This window comes from Kineosporia sp. NBRC 101677 (assembly GCF_030269265.1).
Classification (GTDB): Bacteria; Actinomycetota; Actinomycetes; order Actinomycetales; family Kineosporiaceae; genus Kineosporia; species Kineosporia rhizophila.
In genome coordinates this window covers 734038-757399 of the sequence record NZ_BSTA01000001.1, presented here as the reverse complement: position 1 = coordinate 757399, position 23362 = coordinate 734038, and the positions used below count along the sequence as shown (strand labels likewise).

At 68.1% G+C, this 23362-nt stretch carries 18 protein-coding genes; 11 read left to right on the top strand and 7 right to left on the bottom strand.

The window, feature by feature from the left end; translation table 11 throughout:
* The first annotated feature begins 174 nt into the window (after positions 1 to 174).
* Complete coding sequence (locus QSK18_RS03395; protein ID WP_232808434.1) at positions 175 to 636, top strand: hypothetical protein; 462 nt, start codon at positions 175 to 177, stop codon at positions 634 to 636.
* A 7-nt stretch (positions 637 to 643) separates the two neighbouring features.
* On the opposite strand, the gene QSK18_RS03390 is transcribed toward QSK18_RS03395, so the two are convergent.
* A complete protein-coding gene (locus QSK18_RS03390; protein WP_232808433.1) occupies positions 644 to 886 on the bottom strand; it encodes a hypothetical protein in 243 nt (80 codons plus the stop codon).
* Positions 887 to 1025: 139 nt separating this feature from the next.
* Between QSK18_RS03390 and QSK18_RS03385 the strand changes: the two genes are divergently transcribed.
* The 7 genes from QSK18_RS03385 (at position 1026) to QSK18_RS03355 (ending at position 9957) form a co-directional block, all read left to right on the top strand.
* Positions 1026 to 2903: a site-specific DNA-methyltransferase gene (locus tag QSK18_RS03385; RefSeq protein WP_232808432.1), complete on the top strand. Its 1878-nt coding sequence runs from the start codon at positions 1026 to 1028 to the stop codon at positions 2901 to 2903.
* A 6-nt stretch (positions 2904 to 2909) separates the two neighbouring features.
* Entirely contained in the window at positions 2910 to 5222 is a 2313-nt protein-coding gene (locus QSK18_RS03380; RefSeq protein ID WP_232808431.1) for a DEAD/DEAH box helicase family protein, read from the top strand.
* A gap of 153 nt (positions 5223 to 5375) precedes the next feature.
* Complete coding sequence (locus QSK18_RS03375) at positions 5376 to 6215, top strand: DUF2382 domain-containing protein (RefSeq protein ID WP_232808430.1); 840 nt, start codon at positions 5376 to 5378, stop codon at positions 6213 to 6215.
* Positions 6216 to 6433: 218 nt separating this feature from the next.
* A complete protein-coding gene (locus QSK18_RS03370) occupies positions 6434 to 7345 on the top strand; it encodes a DNA-processing protein DprA (RefSeq protein ID WP_232808429.1) in 912 nt (303 codons plus the stop codon).
* 37 nt (positions 7346 to 7382) lie between these two features.
* The gene (locus QSK18_RS03365; RefSeq protein WP_285616542.1) at positions 7383 to 8093 is read left to right on the top strand and encodes a hypothetical protein; all 711 of its coding nucleotides are present in this window, start codon (positions 7383 to 7385) and stop codon (positions 8091 to 8093) included.
* Between the two features lie 84 nt (positions 8094 to 8177).
* Positions 8178 to 8933 carry a histidine phosphatase family protein gene (locus tag QSK18_RS03360; RefSeq protein WP_232808427.1) on the top strand — a complete coding sequence of 252 codons (756 nt, stop codon included), beginning with the start codon at positions 8178 to 8180 and terminating at the stop codon, positions 8931 to 8933.
* A gap of 85 nt (positions 8934 to 9018) precedes the next feature.
* On the top strand, positions 9019 to 9957 hold the full coding sequence (locus QSK18_RS03355; protein ID WP_232808426.1) for a hypothetical protein: 939 nt from the start codon (positions 9019 to 9021) through the stop codon (positions 9955 to 9957).
* 37 nt (positions 9958 to 9994) lie between these two features.
* Here the strand turns inward: QSK18_RS03355 and QSK18_RS03350 are convergent, their stop codons facing one another.
* Positions 9995 to 10255: a hypothetical protein gene (locus QSK18_RS03350; protein WP_285616541.1), complete on the bottom strand. Its 261-nt coding sequence runs from the start codon at positions 10253 to 10255 to the stop codon at positions 9995 to 9997.
* Positions 10256 to 10498: 243 nt separating this feature from the next.
* Here QSK18_RS03350 and QSK18_RS03345 point away from each other — a divergent pair, with 243 nt between their 5' ends.
* On the top strand, positions 10499 to 11149 hold the full coding sequence (locus tag QSK18_RS03345; protein ID WP_232808420.1) for a GntR family transcriptional regulator: 651 nt from the start codon (positions 10499 to 10501) through the stop codon (positions 11147 to 11149).
* Positions 11150 to 11164: 15 nt separating this feature from the next.
* Entirely contained in the window at positions 11165 to 12172 is a 1008-nt protein-coding gene (locus QSK18_RS03340; protein WP_232808419.1) for a 1-aminocyclopropane-1-carboxylate deaminase, read from the top strand.
* A gap of 16 nt (positions 12173 to 12188) precedes the next feature.
* Here the strand turns inward: QSK18_RS03340 and QSK18_RS03335 are convergent, their stop codons facing one another.
* The 4 genes from QSK18_RS03335 to edd form a co-directional block, all read right to left on the bottom strand.
* Positions 12189 to 17228: a DUF3320 domain-containing protein gene (locus tag QSK18_RS03335; protein WP_285616540.1), complete on the bottom strand. Its 5040-nt coding sequence runs from the start codon at positions 17226 to 17228 to the stop codon at positions 12189 to 12191.
* Between the two features lie 149 nt (positions 17229 to 17377).
* The gene (locus QSK18_RS03330) at positions 17378 to 18394 is read right to left on the bottom strand and encodes an LLM class flavin-dependent oxidoreductase (protein WP_285616539.1); all 1017 of its coding nucleotides are present in this window, start codon (positions 18392 to 18394) and stop codon (positions 17378 to 17380) included.
* A gap of 141 nt (positions 18395 to 18535) precedes the next feature.
* Positions 18536 to 19192, bottom strand: a complete 657-nt coding sequence (eda, locus tag QSK18_RS03325) for a bifunctional 4-hydroxy-2-oxoglutarate aldolase/2-dehydro-3-deoxy-phosphogluconate aldolase (RefSeq protein ID WP_269809406.1) — start codon at positions 19190 to 19192, stop codon at positions 18536 to 18538.
* Positions 19189 to 21105, bottom strand: coding sequence for a phosphogluconate dehydratase (gene edd / locus QSK18_RS03320; protein WP_285616538.1), 1917 nt, complete (start codon positions 21103 to 21105; stop codon positions 19189 to 19191). The genes eda and edd overlap by 4 nt, the downstream gene beginning before the upstream one ends.
* A gap of 137 nt (positions 21106 to 21242) precedes the next feature.
* Here edd and QSK18_RS03315 point away from each other — a divergent pair, with 137 nt between their 5' ends.
* On the top strand, positions 21243 to 22412 hold the full coding sequence (locus QSK18_RS03315) for an ROK family transcriptional regulator (protein WP_285616537.1): 1170 nt from the start codon (positions 21243 to 21245) through the stop codon (positions 22410 to 22412).
* Between the two features lie 18 nt (positions 22413 to 22430).
* Here QSK18_RS03315 and QSK18_RS03310 read toward each other — a convergent pair whose 3' ends face one another.
* Entirely contained in the window at positions 22431 to 22946 is a 516-nt protein-coding gene (locus QSK18_RS03310) for a hypothetical protein (RefSeq protein ID WP_285616536.1), read from the bottom strand.
* Positions 22947 to 23362: the final 416 nt, after the last annotated feature.

Sequence of the window (23362 nt, the reverse complement as noted above, 5' to 3'; positions counted from 1 at the left end):
CTGCTCTCACTGTCACCGTGGTCTGTGAAGACCCCGGAACGATCACTGGCCCTCCGGCCACATCGCCGGGGTTACGCCTTTTGCGGGCCGGCCGTAGAGGCTCTGAAGCGGAGCTGGGGCGGAACTGGCACTACCGTTCACACGGCGCTGAACCCGAGGTACAGGAGAACGCACGTGGAGATCGACGCAGTGGAGCCCGCCGTCCGGGCCGCCTTCGAGGCTTCGGTGGAGGAGGACCCGGACCGTTTTCACGAGGCGATCGAGGACATCCTGGACCGGGGGGACGACTTCACGATCGAGGCGTTCCAGCTTGCCATCAACGTGACCGCGATCGTCCTGCAGGACATGCACGACGGCGAGGTGCCGGGGGCGCAGGAGATCTCGGATCTGGCCGAGGACTTCGCCGAGACCCAGGAGGACTGGTCCGAGGTCAGCGCTGATCTGGCCCGCACCTACATGGCCTCGGCGATGGGTGAGGAGGCCGTGCTCGACGTGATGAGCCCGGGCGACGTCGCGGTCACCGGCTTCGCGCTGGGCGGGTGGCTGGTGTCGGCGTTCCTGCCCGAGGACAAGGACTGGAGCACCTACCTGGACGAGGTGCTCAAGGCCCTGGAAGCCGCCCTCGCCGAGGAGTGAGCGCGGTCTACCGGCTCGCGCGCCAGCGGTCGTAACGGTCGCACACGAGGTTGGACACGAACACCGCGGCGACCAGGCTGAGGACGACGCCGGCGGCCAGCACGACCAGGCCCGGCACCAGAGGGAGCCGGACCCCGTTGCTGGCCAGGCCGAACAGCGACAGGAACAGGAACATGAGCAGGATGCGCAGGGCGATGCCGAGCAGGCCGTTCTGTGAGGAGCCCGGCCGCTGAACCTCATCTGCGGACATGGGGGTCAGCGTACGCGCTGCGGCCCGGCCCGGAGGGCTGCGGGAAAGCAGGATCGCTGACGGCGGGGGCGTGCGCCTGGATACTGCATGAGTGGCGGAGCGACTACGGCGCACTTCCCCGGGCCTGAGGGCTGCCCAGGTGGCTGCGCTCGCCGAGATCTTTCCCAACGTTGTCACCGAGCAGGTGGAAGACGGGGTGCTGGGTCCGGCGGTCGATCTGGACCTGCTGCGTCAGGAGCTGGCCGGCGCGCTGGTGGAGGGCCCGCAGGAGCGGTACCACCTGGAGTGGCCGGGCAAGCGCGAGGCGGTGCTCGCGGCCAATGCGCCGACTGACCAGACGCTGCGCCCGGTGCGGGACGAGTCGGTGCACTTCGACACCACGCGCAACCTGTTCATCGAGGGCGACAACCTTCAGGCGCTGAAGCTGCTGCAGGAGTCGTATCTGGGGCAGGTCAAGCTGATCTACATCGATCCGCCCTACAACACCGGCAACGACTTCGTGTACCAGGACCATTTCACCGTCGGCGCCGCCGAGTACCTGCGAACTTCAGGGCAGACGGACGAGTCCGGCGCCCGTCTGGTGGCCAATCCGGAGTCGGGTGGGCGGTTCCACAGCGACTGGCTGAGCATGATGTACGCGCGACTGAAGCTGGCCCGCTCGCTGCTGACCGACGACGGGATCCTGGCGGTCAGCATCGACGACCATGAGCTGGCCCGGATCTCACAGATTTTGGACGAGTTGTTCGGCGACGACGGTCGGGTCGCCCAAGTGGTGGTCCAGACGAACAAGGGCGGGCGGGACTATCTGCCCCTGGCCCAGACGCACGAGTATTTGCTGATCTACGGGCGTAGTGGTGGGGCCGGTGTCTACGATCTGCCGCGTGACGGGTCGGACCTGCCGCTGACCGACGAGGTGGGGCGGTACGCGCCGCGCGATCTCCGGAACCGTAATCCCCGGTTCAGCCGGGCCAATCGCCCCAATCTGTTCTACCCGATGTTTGTGAACCCGGCGCTGACCGATGACAACGGTTATGCGGCAGTGGCTCTGGAATCCTCCGCTGGATATGAGGTTACGACGGTTCCGCTGAACAGCCAGGGTGTGGAGGGCTGCTGGCGGTGGGGGCGGGAGAAGGTGGCCGCGGGGCTGGTTCCGGACGATCCTTCGGCTTCGGCAGTGGTGGCCCGGCGTGTGCGGAGTGGTGCCTGGAACATCTATGAGAAGCACCGGCCCTCCACGCAGAAGGTGAAGACGGTCTGGGACGAGAAGGAAGTGCGCACCGAGGCCGGAACGCGCGAGGTGCGGGAGTTGTTCGGCGGCGTTGCCGTATTCGATCATCCCAAACCGGTTGCGTTGCTGAAGAAGCTGATCGCGATTGCGACCACCCCGGACTCGCTGGTGCTGGACTTCTTCGCCGGCTCGGGAAGCAGTGCTCATGCCGTGCTCGCGCTGAATCACGAGGACGGCGGCCGGCGTCGGTTCATCGCGGTTCAGCTGCCCGAGGTGTGCGCGCCGGCCACCGAAGCGGCCAAGGCCGGGTTCGGCACGATTGCCGAAATAGCCAAGGAGCGCCTGAGGCGGGCCGGCCGCCTGCTGGCGACCGATCGTCCATTGTTGGATGTGGGTTTTCGGGTTCTGCGAGTGAGTACTTCGAACTTTGTGGACGTGCGGCGCGACTCAGCGGGGATCCGTCGGGTCGATCTCGCGCAACTTCGGGAGAAGGTGAAGCCGGATCGTTCGGACGAGGATCTGCTGTTTCAGACTCTGCTCGGCTGCGCGATGCCGCTCGATCCAGTGATCAAGAAGAACACTGTCCTCGGGCACCGGGTCTTCGCGGTGGGCGATCTGCTGGCGTGTTTCGAGGATCGGCTCGATCTTGCCCTACTGGAAGCCCTGGCTCGGGAATGCCCGGGGCGGGCGGCGTTCCGCCATTCCGGCTTCGCATCCGACCAGGACCTGATCAATGCCGGGCAGATCTTCCGGGAGCTCTCGCCGGCCACGGATGTGAAGACGATCTGAGCCGGGATGAAGCTGCGGTTCAAGGTACAGCAGTACCAGACGGAGGCCGTTGATGCGGTGGCCGACGTCTTCGCCGGGCAGCCTCGTCGCTCGGGCGTTGCCAATGCCGGGATAGTTCTGAGCGCGGCTGATCTGCTGAAGAACGTGAACGCCGGGCAGCGGATCCGGAACCTTCCCCTCTCGATGAGTCTGGTTGACAGCCCAGGCGCGCCCGGCGTCCTCAATCTGGATGTCGAGATGGAGACGGGCACCGGCAAGACGTACGTGTACATCCGGACCATTCTCGAACTGAACCGGCGTTACGGGTGGAGCCGGTTCGTGGTCGTGGTGCCATCGATCGCGATTCGTGAGGGCGTGAAGCGGTCTTTCGACGTAACGGCCGACCACTTCCAGGAGATGTACGGAACTCGGCCGCGAGCGTCTGTCTATCGCTCTTCGCCCGTTGGCCTGCGCGGAGTGGAACGGTTCGCCGCTGATCCAGGGGTGCAGGTCCTGATCATCAACATTCAGGCGTTCAATGCGCCTGGCCGGGAGAGCCGCCGGATCTACGAAGAGTTGGACGCCTTTCAAGGGCGTCGGCCCATCGATGTGCTGCGGGAGAGCCGCCCGATCGTGATCCTGGACGAACCGCAGAAGATCGGTTCGGCGAAGTCGCTCCAGGCGTTGTCCCGGTTCGAGCCGCTTTTCATGGTGCGGTACTCGGCCACGCACCGCGTCGAGCACGTCAAGGTTCACCGCCTCGACGCGGTGAACGCTCTGAATCGCGGGCTGGTCAAGAAGATTGCCGTGCGGGGGATGGGCGATCAGGACTGCTCGGGCGAAGATCTGCGGCGGCTGCAGATCCGCGCGGTGATCCGGGCTCACCTGGAGAAGGAACGGGAACTCTTCGCCCGAGGGGTGAAGGTGCTGTCATTGTTCTTCATCGACGAGGTGGTCAAGTACCGGGACTACAGTCAGCCGGGAGCGCTGGGCCTTTATGCCGGCATTTTCGAGGACGAGTACCTGCGCCTGCGTGATGAGTTCCTGGACGAGCCGGGTTACGGCGATTATCTTCTGCGCGATGATGTTTCGGCTGTGCATGCGGGCTACTTCTCGGTGGACAAGAAGACGAAGCGCTGGGTGGACGGAGAGGTCTGCAAGAGCGGTGACGAGGCCGGCCTGTCGAAGGACGTGGGCGCCTACGATCTGATCCTGCGTGACCAGGAACGCCTGTTGTCGATGGCCGAGCCGGTGCGGTTCATCTTCTCTCACTCGGCGCTGCGTGAGGGGTGGGACAATCCGAACGTTTTCGTGATGGGCCTGCTGAAGCAGAGCGGCACCACGATCTCCCGCCGCCAAGAGGTCGGGCGAGGGTTGCGGCTGGCGGTCGACCAGCAGGGTGAACGGGTGCGCGATCGCTCGGTCAATGAACTGACGGTGGTGACCGACGAGTCGTACGCCGCATTCGTGGAAGGACTGCAGCGGGAAGTCGTGGGGGCCTTCCCCCGGCCGGTCGACGACCGGATCTATCGCCGGAACGTTCTGAACCGCGAAGTCTTTGCCGGAGAACATTTCCGGGCGCTGTGGCAGGCGATCGACCACCGGGCGACGTATCGCATCCAGCTGGACTCGGCCCGGCTGATCGGGCGCAGTATCGCCGTGCTTGATCAGCGCCTGTCTCCAGCGTCTGCGTCGACCAACGGCCGGGTCGACGTGGTGGGCGAGATCGCCGCGGGCACCGGCCTCACGCGACGTACGGTCAGCGCAGTTCTCCAAGGGATTGCTGATCCTACCCTCGCTCAATTGCAGCTGAATGTGGAGCATTTCATAGGAGAAGCCGTTCGCCTGATCGGCGCTGAGAAGGCTGACCTGATCGTCGAAGGGCTCTCCTACGAGCTGCTCGACCAGCGCTACGGCGACAACCTCTTCACTGCCGCGCAGACCCGGCAACTCGTAGGCGAGCCGGTGGCCAAGCATGTCTATCGCTACGCTGCCCCGGCCTCCGACGCTGAACGGGCGTTCGTGGCTCAGTTGGAGGCAGACCCGGCCGTTGCTGCCTACGCCCGCCTTCCGCGCGGCTATGCCATCCCCACCCCGTTCGGTGACTACCTGCCGAAATGGGCGGTGGCGCTTCAGGACGGGCGTGCCTTCTTGGTGCACCCGGCCGCTGCGCCCGAGCGGTTGGTTCAGTGTGCGCGGCGGTTCTTGGGGGCTCTGCCGAGCCCGGTTGCCCTGTGGTCGTTCCCTGGCGATCCGATCGGTGCCGTAGGGATGCAGTGCCGGTCGGCGCACAGGACTTGTGCGGGTGGCTCGTGTCGGCATCCAGTCGAAGCCCGTTAAGGGTGGTTTCAACCATTCGTGTCTGTATCGGACAGGAACCTGTGCTCCGCAAGAGGATTCAGGGGAGGGGGTCACCTCGAATGGTCCGATGTCGGCATCCGTGGCTTTCTGGGTGCGGACACCCGCACGCCCGAATTGCGCAGGAGGTAACCAATGATCACCCAGGCTCAGGCTCAGCAGCTCATCGGCCAGAAGCTGCGCACGACCGATGGTGACAAGGTCGGGACCATCGGCCAGGTCTACGTGGACGACCAGACCGGTCAGCCGGAGTGGGCCACCGTGAACACCGGCTTCTTCGGCACGAACGAGTCGTTCGTGCCGCTGGCCGAGGCCACGATCTCCGACGAGGATCTCGTTGTGCCGTACAGCAAGTCGCAGATCAAGAACGCCCCGAACATCGACGAGACCGGGCACCTGAGCCCGGCCGAAGAGCGTGAGCTGTACGCCCACTACAACGTCTCCTACCCCGAGGAAACGTCCTACGCGGGCACCGGCACCGCACGCACCGAGTACGCGGACTCCGACCGCGAGGTCAGTGACGTCACCGACCGCAGCACCACCGGCAATGCCGGGACCACGGGCACCGGTCACGGGACCGCGGGCGGGACCACCGATCAGGCGATGACCCGCTCCGAGGAGCAGCTGAACGTCGACACCGAGCGCGTGCAGGCCGGCAAGGCCCGCCTGCGCAAGTGGGTGGAGACCGAGAACGTGCAGGTCGACGTGCCGGTGCGCAAGGAGAAGGCGGTCGTCGTCACCGAGCCGGTGACCGACACCAACCGCGACGCGGCCTACTCGGGCCGGGACATCACCGAGGACGAGCACGAGGTCGTCCTCAACGCCGAGCGTCCTGTGGTCTCCAAGGAGGCCGTGCCGCAGGAGCGCGTCCGCCTGGACACCGAGGTCGAGGAGTCGGTCGAGACCGTGGGCGGTGAGGTGCGCAAGGAGCGCATCGACGTCGACGGTGACGGCATCCCCGACACCCGCCGCTGATCCACCGTCCGGGCGATCGCCGGCGGTGCCCTGACGGCATCCTCGGCGATTCAGATTCTGCCCGGTGAAAGCTCTTTCAGATGGCGTGCCTGTCTCCGGCGGCTTCCGGCCGTTCGGGGCAGGTGCGCCGGCCTGGCGCATCGCTCGAACATGTGTTCGTATTGCTGGGTGTGCGAACTGTCCACCCGGTCTCCCGGCCTGCCTCTAGGCTGGGCTCTGTGAGCGGCGACCAGCGGGAAGAGTGGATCGCAGTCGTCGCGCTGCTCCGAAGTGCGCCGCAAAAGCTTCCCCTGTCGCAGTTGACCAGTCGGCTGCTCGATTGTGGTAGCGCCGTGCAGCTCTGGAACGAACTGACCGACGATGCTCTACTGGCCGACCCCACGGCCCCGGATCCTCGCCAGCAAGCAGCGGCGGAGGTGGATCGCTGGGGCAGTGAAGGGCTGCGTCTCGTCACTGTGCTGGACGAGGACTACCCCCTGCGCCTGCGCGCCGTGCATCAGGCGCCTGCGCTGTTGTTCACCCGGGGCGAGGTGCGCCCGGAAGACCGCGCCGTCTCCGTGGTGGGGAGCCGGAAGGCGTCACCCGAGGGGCTGAAGCGAGCCTCGAGCATTGCCCAGTCACTCGTGGCGGAGGGCTTCACCGTTCTGTCCGGCCTGGCCGAGGGTATCGACACGGCCGCTCACGCAGCCGCTCTCGAAAACGGTGGCCGCACAGTAGCTGTCATCGGAACCGGCATTCAGAGGCAGTTCCCGGCTCAGAACCGGGAACTGCAGGAGACCATCGCCCGGCGGGGCCTGCTCATCTCCCAGTTCTGGCCCGACGCGCCGGGGGCTCGGCACACCTTCCCGCTGCGCAACGCCACCATGTCCGGTTACGGGATGGCGACTGTCATCGTGGAGGCCGGTGAGAAGAGTGGGGCTCGCATCCAGGCACGGGTGGCGGTGGAGCACGGCCGGCCGGTGATCCTGACCGACATGGTGGTTGCGCGCAATCAGTGGGCAGCCGAGCTGATCGGGCGACCGGGAGTGCATCAAGCGCGTACGCTGAGCGACGTGATGCGGACAATCTGCGCAATCGATGAAGAGCAAAGTCAGGCAAGGGCTGCACTGCGCAACCTGCTCCATACCTGAGGTGCCCGTTCCGGCCATCCCCGACCACGTGCGTCACATGTTGGCTGACACCTACGGCGGAACGGTGCGCAACACGGCCTATGTCGTCGGCGAGACCTGCGACGTCTGCTTCACGCCGGTCTACGGCTACACCCGGTGCCGCCCCTGTAGCGCGCATGCGGGCCAGCCCGTCGCGGATCGGGTGGGAGCTGCTGTGTACGCCGTGGAGGGCGAGCAGTCTCACTACATGATGCGGCTTTACAAGCAGCCGCATCCCGACTCCGACTCGAAGTTCGTGGTGTCGCTCCTGCTGTGGAACGCTCTCAGCACGCATGAGGACTGCCTGAATCGGCTGACCGGTCGGCCCCCACGCTTCTGGGCCACTGTGCCCTCCTTACCGGCCAAGCCCGCCCAGCGCCAGCACCCGCTCAACATGATCGCCCAGGCCATCGCGCCGGGAGAACAACTGCAGCTCATCGCTCAGCCCACAGTTGCGCCGCGCACTCTGAACGCCGATCACTACCGGTCGGAACACCCTGTCCCTGGTGAGCATGTGCTGATCATCGACGACACCTGGACCACCGGTGCGCACGCCCAGTCGGCAGCGCTCGCTGTCCGGGCCGCCGGGGCTGAGCAGATCTCGGTACTGAACATCGCTCGTTACATCAAGCCGTCTTTCACGGCCACGAAGAAGTTTCTGGCTTCTCACCCGCGCCGGGACCTGGATCCGATGCAGTGTTGCTGGACAGGCGGACGCTGCCCGGACTGACGGCTTCCAATGCCAGAGCCTGTGGAAGGTACTCGCAGCGCAACCCGGCCGGCAGTGGAAAGAGCCTGTGCTTGACTGAACGGCATGCAGCTGGTCCTTGTCCGGCATGGTCAGTCGACGAACAACGCCAACTATCTCGCTGCCGTGGCCCGGCAGCAGGCGCAGGACACGGGGGAACCCGGGGATGCGCAGATCGCCGAGGAGATCGTGGGCTACCCGGCCCGGGTGCCGGATCCCGCACTGACGGATCTGGGGGAGCGGCAGGCCCAGGCCCTGGGCAAGGCCCTGGCCGCCGGTGAGGTGCCCTTCACCCCTACCCACCTCTACGCCAGCCCCACGCTGCGGGCCGTGGCCACGGCCCGGCCGCTGTCCGAGGCGAGCGGGCTGCCGATCCTGCTGCAGCCCGATGCCTATGAGGTGGGCGGCATTCAGGATGTGAACGAGGACACCGGTGAGCGTGGCCCGCTGCCCGGGGCGACTCTCGAAGAGCTGCAGGTGTACGGGGGTAATGTGCTGGCGCCGGCGGGGCTGTTCCCGGGGGCTGGGCAGCCGTGGAACGGCGGGTTCGAGGCCGACTTGGAAGCCGCGGTGCCCCGCGCCCGCCGTCTGTTGTCGGCTCTGCTGGCCACGCACCGGATGAACGACGTGGTGGTCCTGGTCAGTCATCAGTTCTTCGCGCAGTTCGTGCTCGCATCCGCCCTCGGGTTCGAGCATCCGCCGTGGCGGCGGTTTCCCGTGGACAACACGGGGCACGTGTCACTGCGGATGGAGTACGGGGAGGCAGTGGCCGAGTGGGTGAACCGGGTCGACCACCTCGACCCGGGCGACGTCACGAACTGAGCCGGCGTCCGCAGAACAGCTGGCATCCTGCCCCTACGCTGCGGTTTCGGCGCGTCGGCCAGGCGAGTCCTGGCAGGCTGGCACCATGACCAACCGCAAGCGGCGAGGTCCCCGGCGCCCGGCGGGTCGATCGTCCACTGTTCTGCGTCTGCTGCCCACTCCCGTGCCGGTGACCCTGCCGATCTCGGTCTTCGCCGAGTTCGAGCCGGTGGGGAACGAGGCCTCGCCGGTCACCTGGGAGGGGGCGGCGCAGGGGATGGCCTCGTTCGGGAACAGCGTCCTGGAGGCTCTGCTCGACGCCCGCAACCGGCTCGAGGCCGAACTGGTGGTGGGTTCGGTGTTCGCGGTCTTCGAGGAACACGTCCCGGTCGACGTGGACGAAGCGCAGCGCCTGATGCTGACCGCGGACATGGTGAAACACCTGATCCAGGCCTGCGAGCAGGTCCCCGACCCGATCACCCGGGGCTTCCTCACCATCGCCGGTCAGCTCGGTCCCGCGCTCACCCGCGTCGTCGCGACCGAGGCGGCCGAGCGGATGGCCGGGGTCACGCTTCCGAACTGGGCCGAGCCGGTGGCCTGGACCCTGGAGCGTTCCTGGCGCGCTGTGTACAAGTTCGACGGAGCCGCCGCCATCGGCATGGTTTTCGGCGGCGGCCCCCGCCAGCACCTCATCGTTCTGCGCACCGACCAGCGCTCCCTCGACGGCGGCATCTGCGACGTCACCGTGACCGACGCCGGGCCCGCCCGGGAGATCCGCGCCGCCCTGGAGAGCGACCCGTCCATCCGGGTGCGCGATCTGAACCAGGCCGGGCTACTCGAAGAACTGCGGATGGCCCTCGGGCTGGCCCCGGAGCTCTCGCGGGCCGGCGTGCCGTCGGAGGCGCTGGCCAACCTGTACCTGGTGCATGCGCGGGCGCGTGGGCTGGCCGAGGCCCTGGGGGAAGGGGAAGTGGAGTTGTTCGGGGACGTGGTGATGGGGATGGTGCTGGTCAATGAGGCTGGGGGAGAACGGGTTCTGGAATGAGAAGGGCGCCTGGGGGCAACGCGCAGCCGCTTTCTCCTCAGCCACCCTCGGCCAGGCTGAGCGTCAGTGCCTGGATCTCGCTGGCCTGCTGGGACGCGCCCTTGAGCACCTCGCTCAGCGCGTCCAGCTGTTCCTTGACGTGGCTCAGCCCCTCGACCAGGCCGTCGGAGCCCAGGGCCTCGGCGACGGCGGCGGTCTCCTCGGCCTCCTGCGACGCGACCGTGCTCTCGTTGGTCGCCTCGTCGATCTTTCCGGCCACGCCACTGATGGCTTCCGCGAGTTCGTCGATCTTGGACATCAGGTCGCCCCTCCGCTGCAACGATGTCTTATAAGCCGCGAACCATACCTAAAGTTGCACGGCTGTGACTACAGGTAGCCAGGTGATGCCCACGATCGGGCAGCTTCCCAAGGTGGTCGTCAGCCTCGGTGAGGTGCTGGTCCCGAGCTTTCCGCTGAGCACCGGGCGGCTTCATCACGCATCCCCAACACGTCGGCCACGGGGGTCTTTGCGTCATGCAATATTTCGCATACTGTCGGCGACATGCCGGTTCCCCGTTCCAGCGCTGCTGCCCCACGTGTCCTCTTGAGGGAGCGCGCGCTCGAGACTCTGCGGGCGGCCATCGTGGACGGCACGTTCGAACCAGGTGAGCGGCTGGTCGATGCGGAGCTCTGTGCCTGGCTCGGGGTGAGCCGGACGCCGGTGCGGGAGGCGCTGACCCACCTCGAGAAGACCGGGCTCGTGCAGATCCAGCCGGGAAGCCGCACGATTGTCGCACCCTTGGACGTGCGGGCTGCGGTCGAGGCCCAGGCGGTGGCGGCGAGCATGCACGAGCTTGCGGCCCGCGAGGCGGTGCCCCTCGTGCAGGAGACCCACCTACACACGATGCGGCAGGCCAACGACGAGTTCGCGGCCGCGCTGGCCGGGGCCGACGTGGACGGGGCGATCGCTGCGGATGACGCCTTTCACCGGGTGTTCGTCGATCTGGCCGCCAACCGGTTGCTGGCCGGCGTCCTGCGGGACGTCACTCCCCTGCTCCGGCGGATGGAGCGGGTGCGTTTCGCCGGCCTCAGCGGCCGCTCATCGGTGGCCCAGCATCGTTCCATCATCGAGCACGCCGCCCGGGCAGACGCCGACGGCGCTGCTGCCCTGGCCCGGGCCAACTGGCTGACCCTTCAGCCGCCGACCAGCTGACCTCAGGAGAACCACATGTCGCTCGACGATTTCGACCGCTACCCGTTGCTGTTCGGGCCCAGCCCGGTGCACCCGCTGGAGCGGCTGAGCCAGCACCTGGGCGGTCCGAGGATCTGGGCCAAGCGGGAGGACGTGAACTCCGGTCTGGCCTACGGAGGCAACAAGACCCGCAAGCTGGAGTACATCGTCCCCGATGCTCTGGCCAGCGGCGCCGACACGCTGGTCTCGATCGGTGGCTACCAGTCCAACCACACCCGGCAGGTGGCCGCGGTGGCCGCCAAGCTGGGCCTCAAGGCCCGCCTGGTGCAGGAGAAGTGGGTGGACTGGCCGGACGCGGTCAACGACAAGGTCGGCAACATCCTGTTGTCCCGGATCATGGGTGCGCACGTGCAGCTCGACCCGGCCGGGTTCGACATCGGGATCCGCAGCTCGTGGGAGCAGGCTCTGGAAGACGTGCGGGCGGCCGGTGGCACGCCCTACGGCATTCCGGCCGGAGCCTCCGAACACCACCTCGGCGGGCTCGGTTTCGCCAACTGGGCGCGCGAGGTCGAGCAGCAGGAGGCGCAGCTCGGGGTCTTCTTCGACACCGTCGTGGTGTGCACGGTCACCGGCTCCACCCACGCCGGGATGATCGCCGGGTTCGCCCAGCAGGACCGGCCCCGCCGGGTGATCGGGATCGACGCCTCGGCCACGCTGGAGAAGACGCGGGCCCAGGTGGAGCGGATCGCCCGGCACACGGCCGATCTGATCGGCCTGAAGCGTGACCTGCGGGACGACGAGATCACCGTGCTCGAGGGCTGGGCCGGCGACCTGTACGGCATCCCGGTGCAGTCGACGATCGACGCGATCCGGCTGACCGGTGAGCTCGAAGGCATGATCATCGACCCGGTGTACGAGGGGAAGTCGATGGCCGGACTGATCGATCTGGTCCGCGGCGGCGAGATCTCCGCCGACTCGACGGTGCTGTACGCCCACCTCGGCGGCCAGCCTGCACTCAACGCCTATTCCGGCGTCTTCTCCTGACCGTCCGCCCGACGGATCAGGAACGCCGGGCGCCCACGCTCGCGGCCGGGGCGATCGCCGAACCAACACGCACCAGCTGACCTTTGGCACAGTGCTTGTTGATGATGATGTCCAGGCGGGTCAGGGCATCGGCCATCATCCGGGGCCAGCCGAAGATCTCGGTGACCTGGTCCACCAGGGCGCTGGTCTGGATACTGCCCGCTTCGGCCGCGAGATGAACCACGGCAACGGCCAGTTCGGCGTCGTGGATCTGCCCGATCGTGCGTGTGCAGGCGGGCGTGGGGGTGCGGGCGCGGTCCACCGGAAAGCCGGGGATGGCCAGATGACGTCCGTACTGGCGGATCTGGGTGGACGCGTGGGTGGCCAAGGTGATGTTGGTGCGGACGTCCGCCCCGAGTTCCTGAGTCTGCAGAACGTCTTTGAGGCGCTCGTCGAGCAGGTCCAGGTGAATCGGGCTCTCGATCCGGATGATCTCCTCGATGGCCCGGGTGATCGCTGGACGGGAGTGGGACGCGGCCGGGTCGCTGTCGATGCGCAGGGGCACCGTGTCGGTCACGACATAGGGGACGGCCCACGCGTGTTTGGGCTCGATCGCCACCGGGGATTCGGTGCGGGGAGCCGGCGGGCGCGGCAAAGGTGTCTGATTATGGACGGGTGTGCTCGTCGGTGTCCGCGGGTGCGGCAGGGTGGTGATGGGTTCGCGAACCGAGGCTGACACTCGTCCATTGTCGGTCTTTTTGGGCTGTTCCGGCTTCGGGGGTTCCGGGACGGGCCGCTGGAGCGCAGCCTCGATGGCTGAGCGCAGCCGCTTCGTCTCTTCGGTGCGGTTGCGGTTCCAGGCCGGACTCCAGATGCGGTACAGGCTCCAGCCGTGTTCCAGCAGAACGCTGTCGTGCAGCCGGTCGCGGTCGCGGGCCACCTTGTAGGAGTGATAGCGCGGGCCGTCGCAGATGACGCCGAGCACGAACGACTCCGGGTGTTCGGGGTGGCGGACGGCCAGATCGATCCGTTGCCCGGTAGTGCCGGTGGGCGACTCGACCTGGTATCCCCAGGTGCGCACGACGTCCAGAACCGCATCGGCAAAAAGCGATTCGCCGTCCGAGCTGCGGGGGGCGTCTGCGGTCAGAGCTGTCTGGCCGTTGACGGCGTAGTTCAGGTAACGCTGGAGATCGCTGTCCTCATCAGAAGCGCTGATGCTGCTGACGATCTCGTTGCGGTGACGGGCCCGGGTGACGGCCACATTGAGACGCCTGGAATCAACGGACTCCCGGTCGGCGTCTTCGAGCACGAGGATGATGACGTCCCGTTCGTCACCCTGCACGAATTCCACCGGCTTGACGAAGAAGCCGTTGAGGCGACCGCGCAGGACGAGCTGGTCGAGTTCGGCATCGGCGCTCCGGGCGGCCCGGACGGCGGTCTCGATGCCGGCCGCCTGAGACTCGCTGAAGGTGATCACGCCCAGCGAAAGGTGTGGCCGGGTGCGGTAGTGATGGAGAACCCGCTCGACGACCTTCGGCGTTGGTGCGCCCCCGGCTGCGAACACCTCGATGCCGACATCGGCGCCCCCGGTTCGAGGACCAGGAAAGGTGATGCGGCGGTTGCGGTAGTAGGAGGCATTGCTGAACGAGAACAGGTCTTCGTGGCGGGAACGGTAGTGCCAGCGCAGGGTCAGAGTGCGCAGGGCGCCGGCGCTCTTGGCCAGATCCAGGATCGACTCCGGGCCGCCGGGCGGTGGTAGCTGCTGCTGGTCGCCAGCCACGATCAGGCTCTTGGCGCGGTAGATGCAGCTGATCGCCGTGGGCACATCGACCAGGCTTGCCTCGTCGAAGACCACCACGTCGAAAAGTGTTTCCGGGGGCAGGATCCGGCTCACCGAAAGCGGCGAGAGCACGAAGCAGGGCCTGATCGACTGCTGGACGACATCGTGCAGATCTTGCACCGGTCGGTCGTCCACCGGCTGTCGGGACCGGCAGGTGCGCACGACCTCGGCCGCGGCGTGGGGCGAAACCGTACGGTCGAGGTCGCGGTACTCCTGCACCTGGGAATCGCGCGTCTCGCCCTTGGACAGCCGCAGCACCTGGTCGCTGGCCACGATCTCGTCGACCCAGGTCTGCAGCACGCTGCGTTCCAAGGCGGCGGGGATCTGCTCGGCGTCGAGTTGCCGGCTGATGCAGTGGTCCAGGGCCGGCCCCAGACCGCAGTCCTGCAGGATGCTCCGCCGGTCTTCGTACGCGATCCATTCCTCCCGGCCCAGCGGATCGTCCCAGAGCGCCTGCAGGAAGGCCAGAGTGAGTTCGGAATCCTCGAAAAGGTCTTCCAGGTCCTGGTGCTGATCGTCGGCAAAGGCGTCGAGAAGTTCGGCCTTTGCCTCCTCCCAGCGCTTGACCCCGATCGTCAGCTCGACCGGGGGAGCGCACGATCGCAGGTGCTCGGCCTGCTCAGCGCTCAGCGGATTCCCCTCCGGCCGCATGCTCTCGACCCATTCCAGGGCCTGTTCGAGCTTCGACAGGTCGGTGTCATCGCCCTGGTACAGCTCGCCCAGCAGCGCCGAGAGCTCCTGCTCGCCGAAGCCTTCCGCCTCCTCGGCCGAGCTGTCGAGCAGTAGTTCGGGCGGGATCTGCCCGGTCTCGGTCTGTTCCAGAAGCCAGGCCACGCTGTCCGGCAGCGGGCGCTCGAGGAGCTTGAACGGGATCTCCAGCTTCGGGTCGGGAACGACCTGCGTGCGCCAGTGCTTGAGGTCCTGACAAACCCGGCGGGCCAGGTCGGGCAGCCAGTCCGGCCGCTCCCGGCCGTTTCCGAGCACCTGCCCGGCCTGCGACACGTCCATCCCCGTGGACAGGGCCCGCTCACTCAGCGCCAGGCCGTCGGCGACCAGGTCGAGATCCGTCTCGCGGCCCTGGAAGTAGGCGCCCAGGGCCGGGCCGTGCGCGTCCAGGGCCTCTTGGTAGGCGTGGTCGGCCTCCTTCCAGCGCCGGGCCTTGTGCAGGCTCTGGATGGCCTCGGCGGCCTGGGAGGGGTCCCGGATGATGCGCTGCAGTTCGGTGTGGCTGCTGTGGGCCAGGCCGCCGACGAGTTGTTGCCAGCCGGTGGTCGGTTCGGCGAAACCGTCGATCAGGGCCTCGATGTCGGCGTTCAGCACCTCCGGCGTGAAGGTTGCGTCACAGGAGGCCTGAGCCGCGCCCAGCTTCTTGACCGCGGCCTTCAGCGCGGTCAGGGCGTCGGCGGCGCGCTGGTGCCCCTCGCGGGTGAACCAGTTCGGCTCCGGCCGGTTCGGCTGGTCGGCGATGTCGGCCACGTTCAGCAGCGTCATGGCCTCCCGCAGGGTGCCCGGCCGGGGCAGGCCGAGCGTCGAGGCGATCTTCTCCAGGTCTTTGAGGCGTTGGGTGAGCACGGCTGCGGTCCGCACGAACTGACGATCGCGGTCACGCTGCGGGTCGGGCTCGCTGGTGCCCTGCGGTCGGTCGCGCAGGTGCTGAAGGGCCGAGCGGACACCCTCGAGATCCGCGGTGGTGAGCCAGGCCTGGGGCGTGCGGGGCGGGCGCGATGCGGCCTTGTGCAGGTGGTCCCGCAGTCTGGGCGCGTCCGAAACGGCGCTCAGACCGAAGGCTTCGGCTGCTTCTGCGCGTTCGGCCAGCTCCTGGGTGAGAGTTCGCAGCGCGGCGGTGGCGCCTTCGATCGCGTCATCGATCGGCTTGAGCGATCGCACGCCCCGCCACAGGAAGTTCTGGCCTTCCAGCAGCGGACGCCACGAACCGGCCAGACCGTTGGCGGCCTCCTGGATCTCGGCCAGAGCCACCCGGTCCAGGCTCTTCGCACCCTTGATCTTCACCGGAACCGCAGGCGCGTCACGCAGATGCTCGAGCCGGCCCAGAACCTCGTGCAGGCTCAGCCCCAGCGGTTCCCGCACGTCGTTGACTGCTGCCGCGTAGGCGTTCAGCTCCTCCTGACGCTGCTTGAGCTGCTCACGGTCCAGGGGCTTTACCGGCGTCGGAACGGAATCGTCGGTCTGCTGCAGCGACCGGGCGACGGCGCTGCGGCGGGCCTGTTCGGAGTGCAGGGAAAGCAGGAAAGACCCTAGGCCGGCCTGGTCCAGCCGGTGCTGCACCGTCTCCAGCGCGGCCGCCTTGGGCGACACGAACAGCACGCTTCGGCCCGCATGCAGCAGGGCGCCGATCATGTTCGCGATGGTCTGGGACTTCCCGGTTCCGGGAGCCCCGTCCAGCACGAACGAGCGACCCGCGAGGGCGGCGGCCACCGCCGTCCTCTGGTAGGAGTCGGCGTCCAGGACGAGGGGGGTGTCGGAGACGGACGCCAGCTCGTCGAGGCGGTCCTCGGCAATGGGGTCGAAGTCGAACGACGGGCCGGTCCCGATCAATCCCAGCGCCAGCGCCTGAACGCCCGGGTGCGCGGTGATCTGGTCCTCGTTGTCCAGCAGGTCGCGGTGCACGGCGTGGTGGGCGAACCGGAAACAGGACAGGTGCAGCGTAGGGGCGACCTGCCAGGCGTTACGGCGGACCGCGGTCTCCACCGCCTCGAAGTACTCACCCAGGTTCAGTGACGTCAGGTCTTCGAACGCGGGCAGTTCGAGGCCGAGCGAGGCCAGGTGGGCGGCCAGGACCGGGTTGGGCGTGGTGTCCTGATCGGCCAGCTTGAGTTTCTGCGCGGCGTTGGTGAGCTTCACCGGCACCAGGACCAGCGGGCTGACCCGCTTCGCGCCGCTCTCGTCGATCCAGTTCAGGGTGCCGAACGCCAGATACAGCACCCAGATACCGCGTTCGGTGTACTCCTGGACGGAGGCGCGTTTCAGGGCCCCCAGGGCCGCCCCCAGATCGTCCTGCTCGAGCCGCGTGAGCAGAACGTCGGTGTTCCGGGTGCTTTCGCCAGGGTCCGACTGTCCGCGGAAGCCGTACTTGGCCCCGGCGAGCAGACCGCTCAGCGTTCCGGGCAGGTCGGGCTGGGCGATCTCGACGGTGGTGGTGCCGTCGGGCCGGAAATCGAGCAGATGGCTGTCACCGGCCGGCTCTTCACGCCAGCGGGCGATGGCCTGCCGGACCAAGTCCGCACTGTCCGCTTGACCCACGCTGTTCCCTCGGTCGTCGCCCCGTCCGGACCGGCCCGGCACTCATCGGGTGGGTATCGGCCGGAGCGGGGCCGGAACTGAGGGTGGTGTGGGTCACAGAACCGGAACGGGTGGCGCGGACCGGTTCAGTCCGCGGCGGAGCTGCTCCAGCCCAGGGCCGGGCCCAGCCGGGTGGCCATGTCGGTGAGGATCTGGACGTAGTCCTCGTGCTGGAAGCTGAACGGCAGGGCGAAGGCCACCTCGTCGACCTCGGCGAAGGCGGCGTGGGCGTGCAGCTGCTCGGCGATCTGCTCGCTGGTGCCGATCAGGTCGCGGGCGAACAGCATCCGGGCCGGGCCCTGGGGTTCGGCCGTGCGCGGGGTGCGCCGGTCGACGTACGCCTGGTACTTCGCAATCTGCTCAGGGTCGGCGGAGTCGGTCGGTATGACCACGAGGCCCTGCGAAACGCGCGCCTTCGCGCCCAGCGGATGCGCCGCCCGGAAGGCCTGGATGTGGCTCAGCTGGATCTGGGCGAAGTCGGGCTCGGCGTCTTCGGCCTTGACCACGCTGCTGGTCAGGAAGTTCATCGCGTTCTCCCCGGCCCACCGCGCCGAGCTCAGGCTGCCGCCGCCGTACCAGAGCCGCTCGCCCAGACCGGCGGAGTGCGGCTGCACCTGGTCGGAGAACTCCTCGAAGGCCCGGGCACCGCTGAAGTCGGAGGCCTTCTCGCCACGGACGAAGCCGAGCAGCCGCTTCACCCGCTGGTACGAGAAATCTTCCTGTTCGGCGGTGTCGGGGTACAGCGCGTCCTTGACCGTGTCGAAGTTCATCGGCGGCCCCACGCTCAGCCCGGGGTTCAGCCGCCCGCCCGACAAGACGTCCACCGTGGCCCAGTCTTCGGCCAGTCGCAGGGGGTTTTCCCAGCCCAGCGGGGTGACTGCGGTGCCCAGTTCGATGTGGCGGGTGCGCTGCGAGGCGGCCGCCAGCACGGCGACCGGCGAGGAGATGCCGAACTGCAGGTGACGGTGCCGCAGCCACGCGCTGTCGAAGCCGAGCTGCTCGCCGAGCTCGATGATCTGCAGCGTCGACTCGTGCCCGGCCCGGGGGTCGGCCGCGTCGAACAGCCCGATGGTGAGGAATCCGAGCTTCCGCAGTGCGCGCATCGGTGTCTCCAGCCTGGTCGCCATTTAGTTGACGGTTCTATCAGATCGCCAACGGCGTGGGGCGTGGGTCTGTTCCGTTCCGCGGGGTGAAGCAGGCGGCCGTCGGTCTCCGGGCGAAACGGAGACCGACGGCGCGGTGGTCTAGCCGGCCCGGCGTAGTTCCTGCGTTGCGGCCGCCAGGGAGGTGATCTCCTGCCAGTCGGCGTTGCGCACCGCCTCTTTGGGGGTGAGCCAGGTGCCGCCGACGCAGCCGACGTTGGGCAGGGCCAGGAAGTCCGGCGCGGTCTCGGGGGTGATGCCGCCGGTCGGGCAGAAGCGCAGCTGGGGCAGGGGGCCGGCGGCGGCCTTGAGCATGGCCGTGCCGCCGACCACGGTGGCCGGGAAGAGCTTGGCCTCGGTCAGGCCGCGCTCGATCAGGCGCATCATGTCCGAGGGCGTGGCGCAGCCGGCCAGGAAGGGCAGACCGACCCGGGCGAAGCCGTCGAGGAGACGGTCGGTGCTGCCCGGGCTGACCAGGAACTTCGCCCCGGCGGCGGCGGAGTCCTCGGCCTGCTGCTCGGAGCAGACGGTGCCGGCGCCGACGTGCATGTCGGGGACCTCGGCGGCGATGGCCTTGATCGCGTCGATGGCGGCCGGCGAGCGCAGGGTCACCTCGATGACGCCGATGCCCCCGGCCAGGAGGGCCTGGGCCAGTGGCACGGCGCTGGTGACGTCTTCCACGACGACGACCGGGATGACCGGGGCGATGTCGAGGATCGAGGTGGTGGTGGAGACGGGGGTGGCCTCAACGGCGGTCATGCGGGCAGTCTTTCGCTGGATTCGTACGTGGTGATGCCGGGGGTGGCGGGTTCGGCGGGTTCGGCGGGGGCGGTGGTCATGCCGAGGGCGTCGCCGAACACGCTGGCGCCCAGGTCGGCCGGGCCGACCGTGGCGCGGAACGCGGCGAACAGTTCGCGGCCGGCGCCGAAGGCCGGCGGGGCGGTGTTGGTGACGGCCGGGCGGGCGGCGAACTCGGCCTGGTCCACGTCCACGAGCAGGGTGCTGGTGGTGCAGTCGAGCGTGATCACGTCGCCGTCCTGGACCCGGGCGATCGGACCGCCGAAGGCCGCTTCCGGGGTGACGTGGATGGCCGCCGGGATCGCGCCCGAGGCGCCGGACATCCGTCCGTCGGTCACCAGAGCCACCCGCTGACCGCGGTCCTGCATGAGGGCCAGAGCGGAGGTCAGGCCGTGCAGCTCGGGCATGCCGTTGGCGGCCGGGCCCTGCTGCCGGATGACGACCACGACATCCCCGTCGAGTTCGCCGGACCGGAAGGCGGTCAGGAAGCCCTTGTCGGTCTCGAAGACCCGGGCCGGTGCGGTGATGACCTGGTGCTCGGCGGCCACGGCGGAAACCTTGACGACGGCTTGGCCGAGGTTGCCGTGCATGATGCGCACGCCGCCCTCGGGGGAGAACGGATCGCTCACCGGGCGCAGCACGTCGCGGTCCAGCGTCTTGGTGGGGCCCGGGCGCCATTCCAGCGTGCCGTCGATGACCACCGGCTCCTCGGTGTACCGCCGCAGCCCAGGACCGGCGACCGTCTGGACGTCGTCGTGCAGGAGCCCTGCGTTCAGCAGTTCGTGGATCAGCAGGCCGATGCCCCCGGCGGCATGGAAGTGGTTTACGTCCGCCGAACCATTGGGGTAGATGCGCGACAACAGGGGGACGACTCGTCCTAAATCACTGATGTCGTCCCACGTCAGAGCGATGCCGGCGGCGCGGGCGATGGCCACCAGGTGGATGGTGTGGTTGGTGGAGCCGCCGGTGGCCAGCAGGCCCACGACCCCGTTGACGACTGCCTTCTCGTCGATCACGTGGGCGATGGGCGTGTACTCGGAGCCCTGGGACGTGATGCTGGTGACGCGCGCGGCGGCCGCGTCGGTGAGCGCGTCGCGCAGCTCCGTGCCGGGGTTGGGCAGGCTCGCACCCGGCAGGTGCAGGCCCATGATCTCCATCAGCAGCTGGTTGGAGTTGGCGGTGCCGTAGAACGTGCACGTGCCGGGGCCGTGGTACGAGGCGGCCTCGGTGTCCAGCAGCGTCTCGCGGTCGACCAGCCCCTGTTCGAAGAGCTTGCGGATCCGCGCCTTCTCACCGTTGGGGATGCCACTGGTCATGGGACCGGCCGGGATCAGGACGGTGGGCAGGTGACCGAAGGCCAGGGCGCCGATCAGCAGGCCAGGAACGATCTTGTCGCAGACGCCGAGCATGACGGCGCCGTCGAACATCTCGTGGGACAGGGCCACCGCCGCGGACATGGCGATCACGTCGCGGCTGAACAGCGACAGCTGCATGCCGTCGCGGCCCTGGGTGATCCCGTCACACATGGCCGGCACACCACCGGCGAACTGCGCGATGCCGTGCGCCCGCACGACCGCCTTCTTGATCCGCGCCGGGTAGTTCTCGAACGGCTTGTGGGCGGAGAGCAGGTCGTTGTACGCGGAGACGATCGCGATGTTCGGCTTGGTGTTGGCGCGCAGCACCAGCTTCTCGTCGGGGTCGCTGGCGGCGAACCCGTGCGCGAGGTTCGCGCAGCCGAGACGGCCCCGCGAGGTGCCGGACTCGATGGCCTCGGAGACCCGCTCGAGGTACGCGGTGCGGGTCGGCTCTGAACGGCGCGCGATGCGGGCGGTGATCTCCTGGATGGCCGGGATGGGCCCGGTGGGTCCGGTCATGGCGGGGAGCCTAAGCCGGTTTGGTCTTCGGAGTACAGGGGTTTTGATTTTCAAAAGCTAAATTAGAGTGAACGCGTGGAGACGGTGGCGGAGGCGGTCGTGTGAGTGGCGCTGTGTTGCCGGTCACAGCTGGTGATGTGCTTCAGCTGGTCCGGGACGGCGAGGCGCACTCCCGGGCCGACGTGGCCCGGATGACCGGACTGTCCCGTACAGCGGTCGCGGCCAGGGTGGATGCGCTGGTCGGGGCCCGGCTCGTGAGTGAGACGGAAGCGCCGGGAGTCGGTGTCGGACGTCCTCCCAAACGTCTTGAGTTCGAAGCCGGGGCCGGGCTCGTGCTGGCTGCCGCCATCGGACGCAGCCGCGCTCAGTTCACGGTGTGTGACCTCGCCGGGCGGGTTCTGGGCGCTGACGAACATGAACAGGAAGTTGGACTGGGTCCTGACGATGTGATGCCGCTCGCAGTTGAACGCCTGCGTCAGCTACTCGTAGGCACCGGGCGTGACGCTGCGGATGTCCTGGGGATCGGGGTCAGCATCCCCGGCACCGTGGACCCGGTGGCCGGAACGAGCCTGAACTCGGCGATCATGCGCGGCTGGAACGGGGTGCCGATCGCGCCGTACTTCGCCGCGCTGTCGTCGGCGCCGGTGGTGATCGAGAACGACACCAACGTGATCGCCCTGGCCGAGCTGGACGATCACCTCACGCGCTACCGGGACGCCCTGATCGTCAAGGCGTCGACCGGGCTGGGCGCGGGGATCGTGGCCGGCGGGGTGCTTCAGCACGGGGCCCGCGGCGCGGCCGGCGACATCGGGCACGTGAAGTACCGCGGTGCCTCGGACGTGCCGTGCCGGTGCGGGGAGACCGGTTGCCTCGAGGCGGTGGCGGGCGGATGGGCGCTCGTGCGGGACCTGGCTGCCCAAGGGCGTTCGGTCTCACACGTGCGCGACGTCGTTGCGCTGGCCCTGGAAGGCGATGTTGCGGCCCGCCGGGCTATTCGAGGCAGCGGGCAGGCCATCGGCGAGGTTCTGGCGGCTGCGGTCACCTTGCTGGACCCGGCGGTGATCGTGGTCGGAGGGGACATGGCGCCCGCCTACGACCTGCTGGTGGCTGGGCTGCGGGAGACCCTTTACCGGGACGCCACCACTGTGGCCGCTCGTGACCTCGATGTTCTGGTCGCCAGCCACGGTGCTGATTCCGGGGCTCGGGGAACGGCGGTGCTGGCCCTGCGGCGGGTGCTGAGCCCGCGGGCCGTCGATGAGCGGCTCAGCCTGGGCATCGTCGGGCCGCTGGCTTCTGCTGCGGTCTGACGATGCCCAGGCGGTAGCTCAGTTGGTGAGGGACTCCAGGCTCTTGGCGTCGGTGGCCTTCAGAAGTTCCTGACGCTGGTCGGAGCAATCCTTCTTGGTGGTGCTGTCCAGGTCGGAGGCCTTCACGCTCTCGTCGGCCGAGCTCGCGCCCTCCAGGATCGGGGTCAGCAGGTCGCCGGCCGCCTGGCTCACCGCCTCCTTGTCGGCCACCTCGTCGGCCGTCATCATGAACCCGCGCACGGCCTCACAGGTCACGGCGCCGAGCTGGGCGGAACCTCCTTGCTCGGCAGCCAGTTTCAGCTGCTCCTGCATGTCGCTGGCCAGCTCTTCGTTGCTCTTGAGGGTCGCTGAGGACGACGGTGAGGGCTGGGTCTCGTCGGTGGCGGCCGAACTGGTCTCGGTGGCCTGACTGGTGGCCGGGGCTGCCTCCGGCTCCGCTTCCGCCTCGTCACCGCAACCGGTCAGCAGCAGCGCCGCCATCGGGATCGCTACCGCCGCCTGCAGGACGGAGCGCTTGGACCGCACCCGAAACATCACGTCATTCCTCCGCAAGAGTTGTCCGCCGGATCGCGGGCAGTCAGGTGCCCGTTTGATACCTAAATAGGCATCGCTGGTGGCGGCAACTCGAGATTGCAATGCGTGACCGACGACTGGGTCGATCGCGCGGACGGCTGTCGTAAGTCTTCCGCCTGAGCGGGCATTCGAACAGCGCGCCGAGGCGGTGGTTGCATAAAGCAACGGAAGGCCCGGCCTGGGACACGAAGAGCGGGTGCGGCCGAATTCGCCGCACCCGCTCGCCAGCAACTCACATTTCCGATCCGCCGCAGCCGAGGTGAAGCATGCGGCGCGTTGACAACCTTGCGATCGATCTCAGCACATCACCACCCTTCATCAGAAAACCTGCTGACCGCTTCGAAAATCACGGGGGAGAGCGCTCCTTGGGGAGTGGC

Excerpts from the sequence above, each read along its gene's own strand:
- QSK18_RS03350 (WP_285616541.1), bottom strand. The coding sequence starts at position 10,255 with ATGTCCAAGATCGACGAACTCGCGGAAGCCATCAGTGGCGTGGCCGGA.
- QSK18_RS03390 (WP_232808433.1), bottom strand. The coding sequence starts at position 886 with ATGTCCGCAGATGAGGTTCAGCGGCCGGGCTCCTCACAGAACGGCCTG.
- QSK18_RS03310 (WP_285616536.1), bottom strand. The coding sequence starts at position 22,946 with ATGTTTCGGGTGCGGTCCAAGCGCTCCGTCCTGCAGGCGGCGGTAGCG.
- eda (WP_269809406.1), bottom strand. The coding sequence starts at position 19,192 with ATGACCGCCGTTGAGGCCACCCCCGTCTCCACCACCACCTCGATCCTC.
- edd (WP_285616538.1), bottom strand. The coding sequence starts at position 21,105 with ATGACCGGACCCACCGGGCCCATCCCGGCCATCCAGGAGATCACCGCC.
- QSK18_RS03365 (WP_285616542.1), top strand. The coding sequence starts at position 7,383 with ATGTTGGCTGACACCTACGGCGGAACGGTGCGCAACACGGCCTATGTC.
- QSK18_RS03345 (WP_232808420.1), top strand. The coding sequence starts at position 10,499 with ATGCCGGTTCCCCGTTCCAGCGCTGCTGCCCCACGTGTCCTCTTGAGG.
- QSK18_RS03360 (WP_232808427.1), top strand. The coding sequence starts at position 8,178 with ATGCAGCTGGTCCTTGTCCGGCATGGTCAGTCGACGAACAACGCCAAC.
- QSK18_RS03375 (WP_232808430.1), top strand. The coding sequence starts at position 5,376 with ATGATCACCCAGGCTCAGGCTCAGCAGCTCATCGGCCAGAAGCTGCGC.
- QSK18_RS03355 (WP_232808426.1), top strand. The coding sequence starts at position 9,019 with ATGACCAACCGCAAGCGGCGAGGTCCCCGGCGCCCGGCGGGTCGATCG.
- QSK18_RS03340 (WP_232808419.1), top strand. The coding sequence starts at position 11,165 with ATGTCGCTCGACGATTTCGACCGCTACCCGTTGCTGTTCGGGCCCAGC.
- QSK18_RS03330 (WP_285616539.1), bottom strand. The coding sequence starts at position 18,394 with ATGCGCGCACTGCGGAAGCTCGGATTCCTCACCATCGGGCTGTTCGAC.
- QSK18_RS03380 (WP_232808431.1), top strand. The coding sequence starts at position 2,910 with ATGAAGCTGCGGTTCAAGGTACAGCAGTACCAGACGGAGGCCGTTGAT.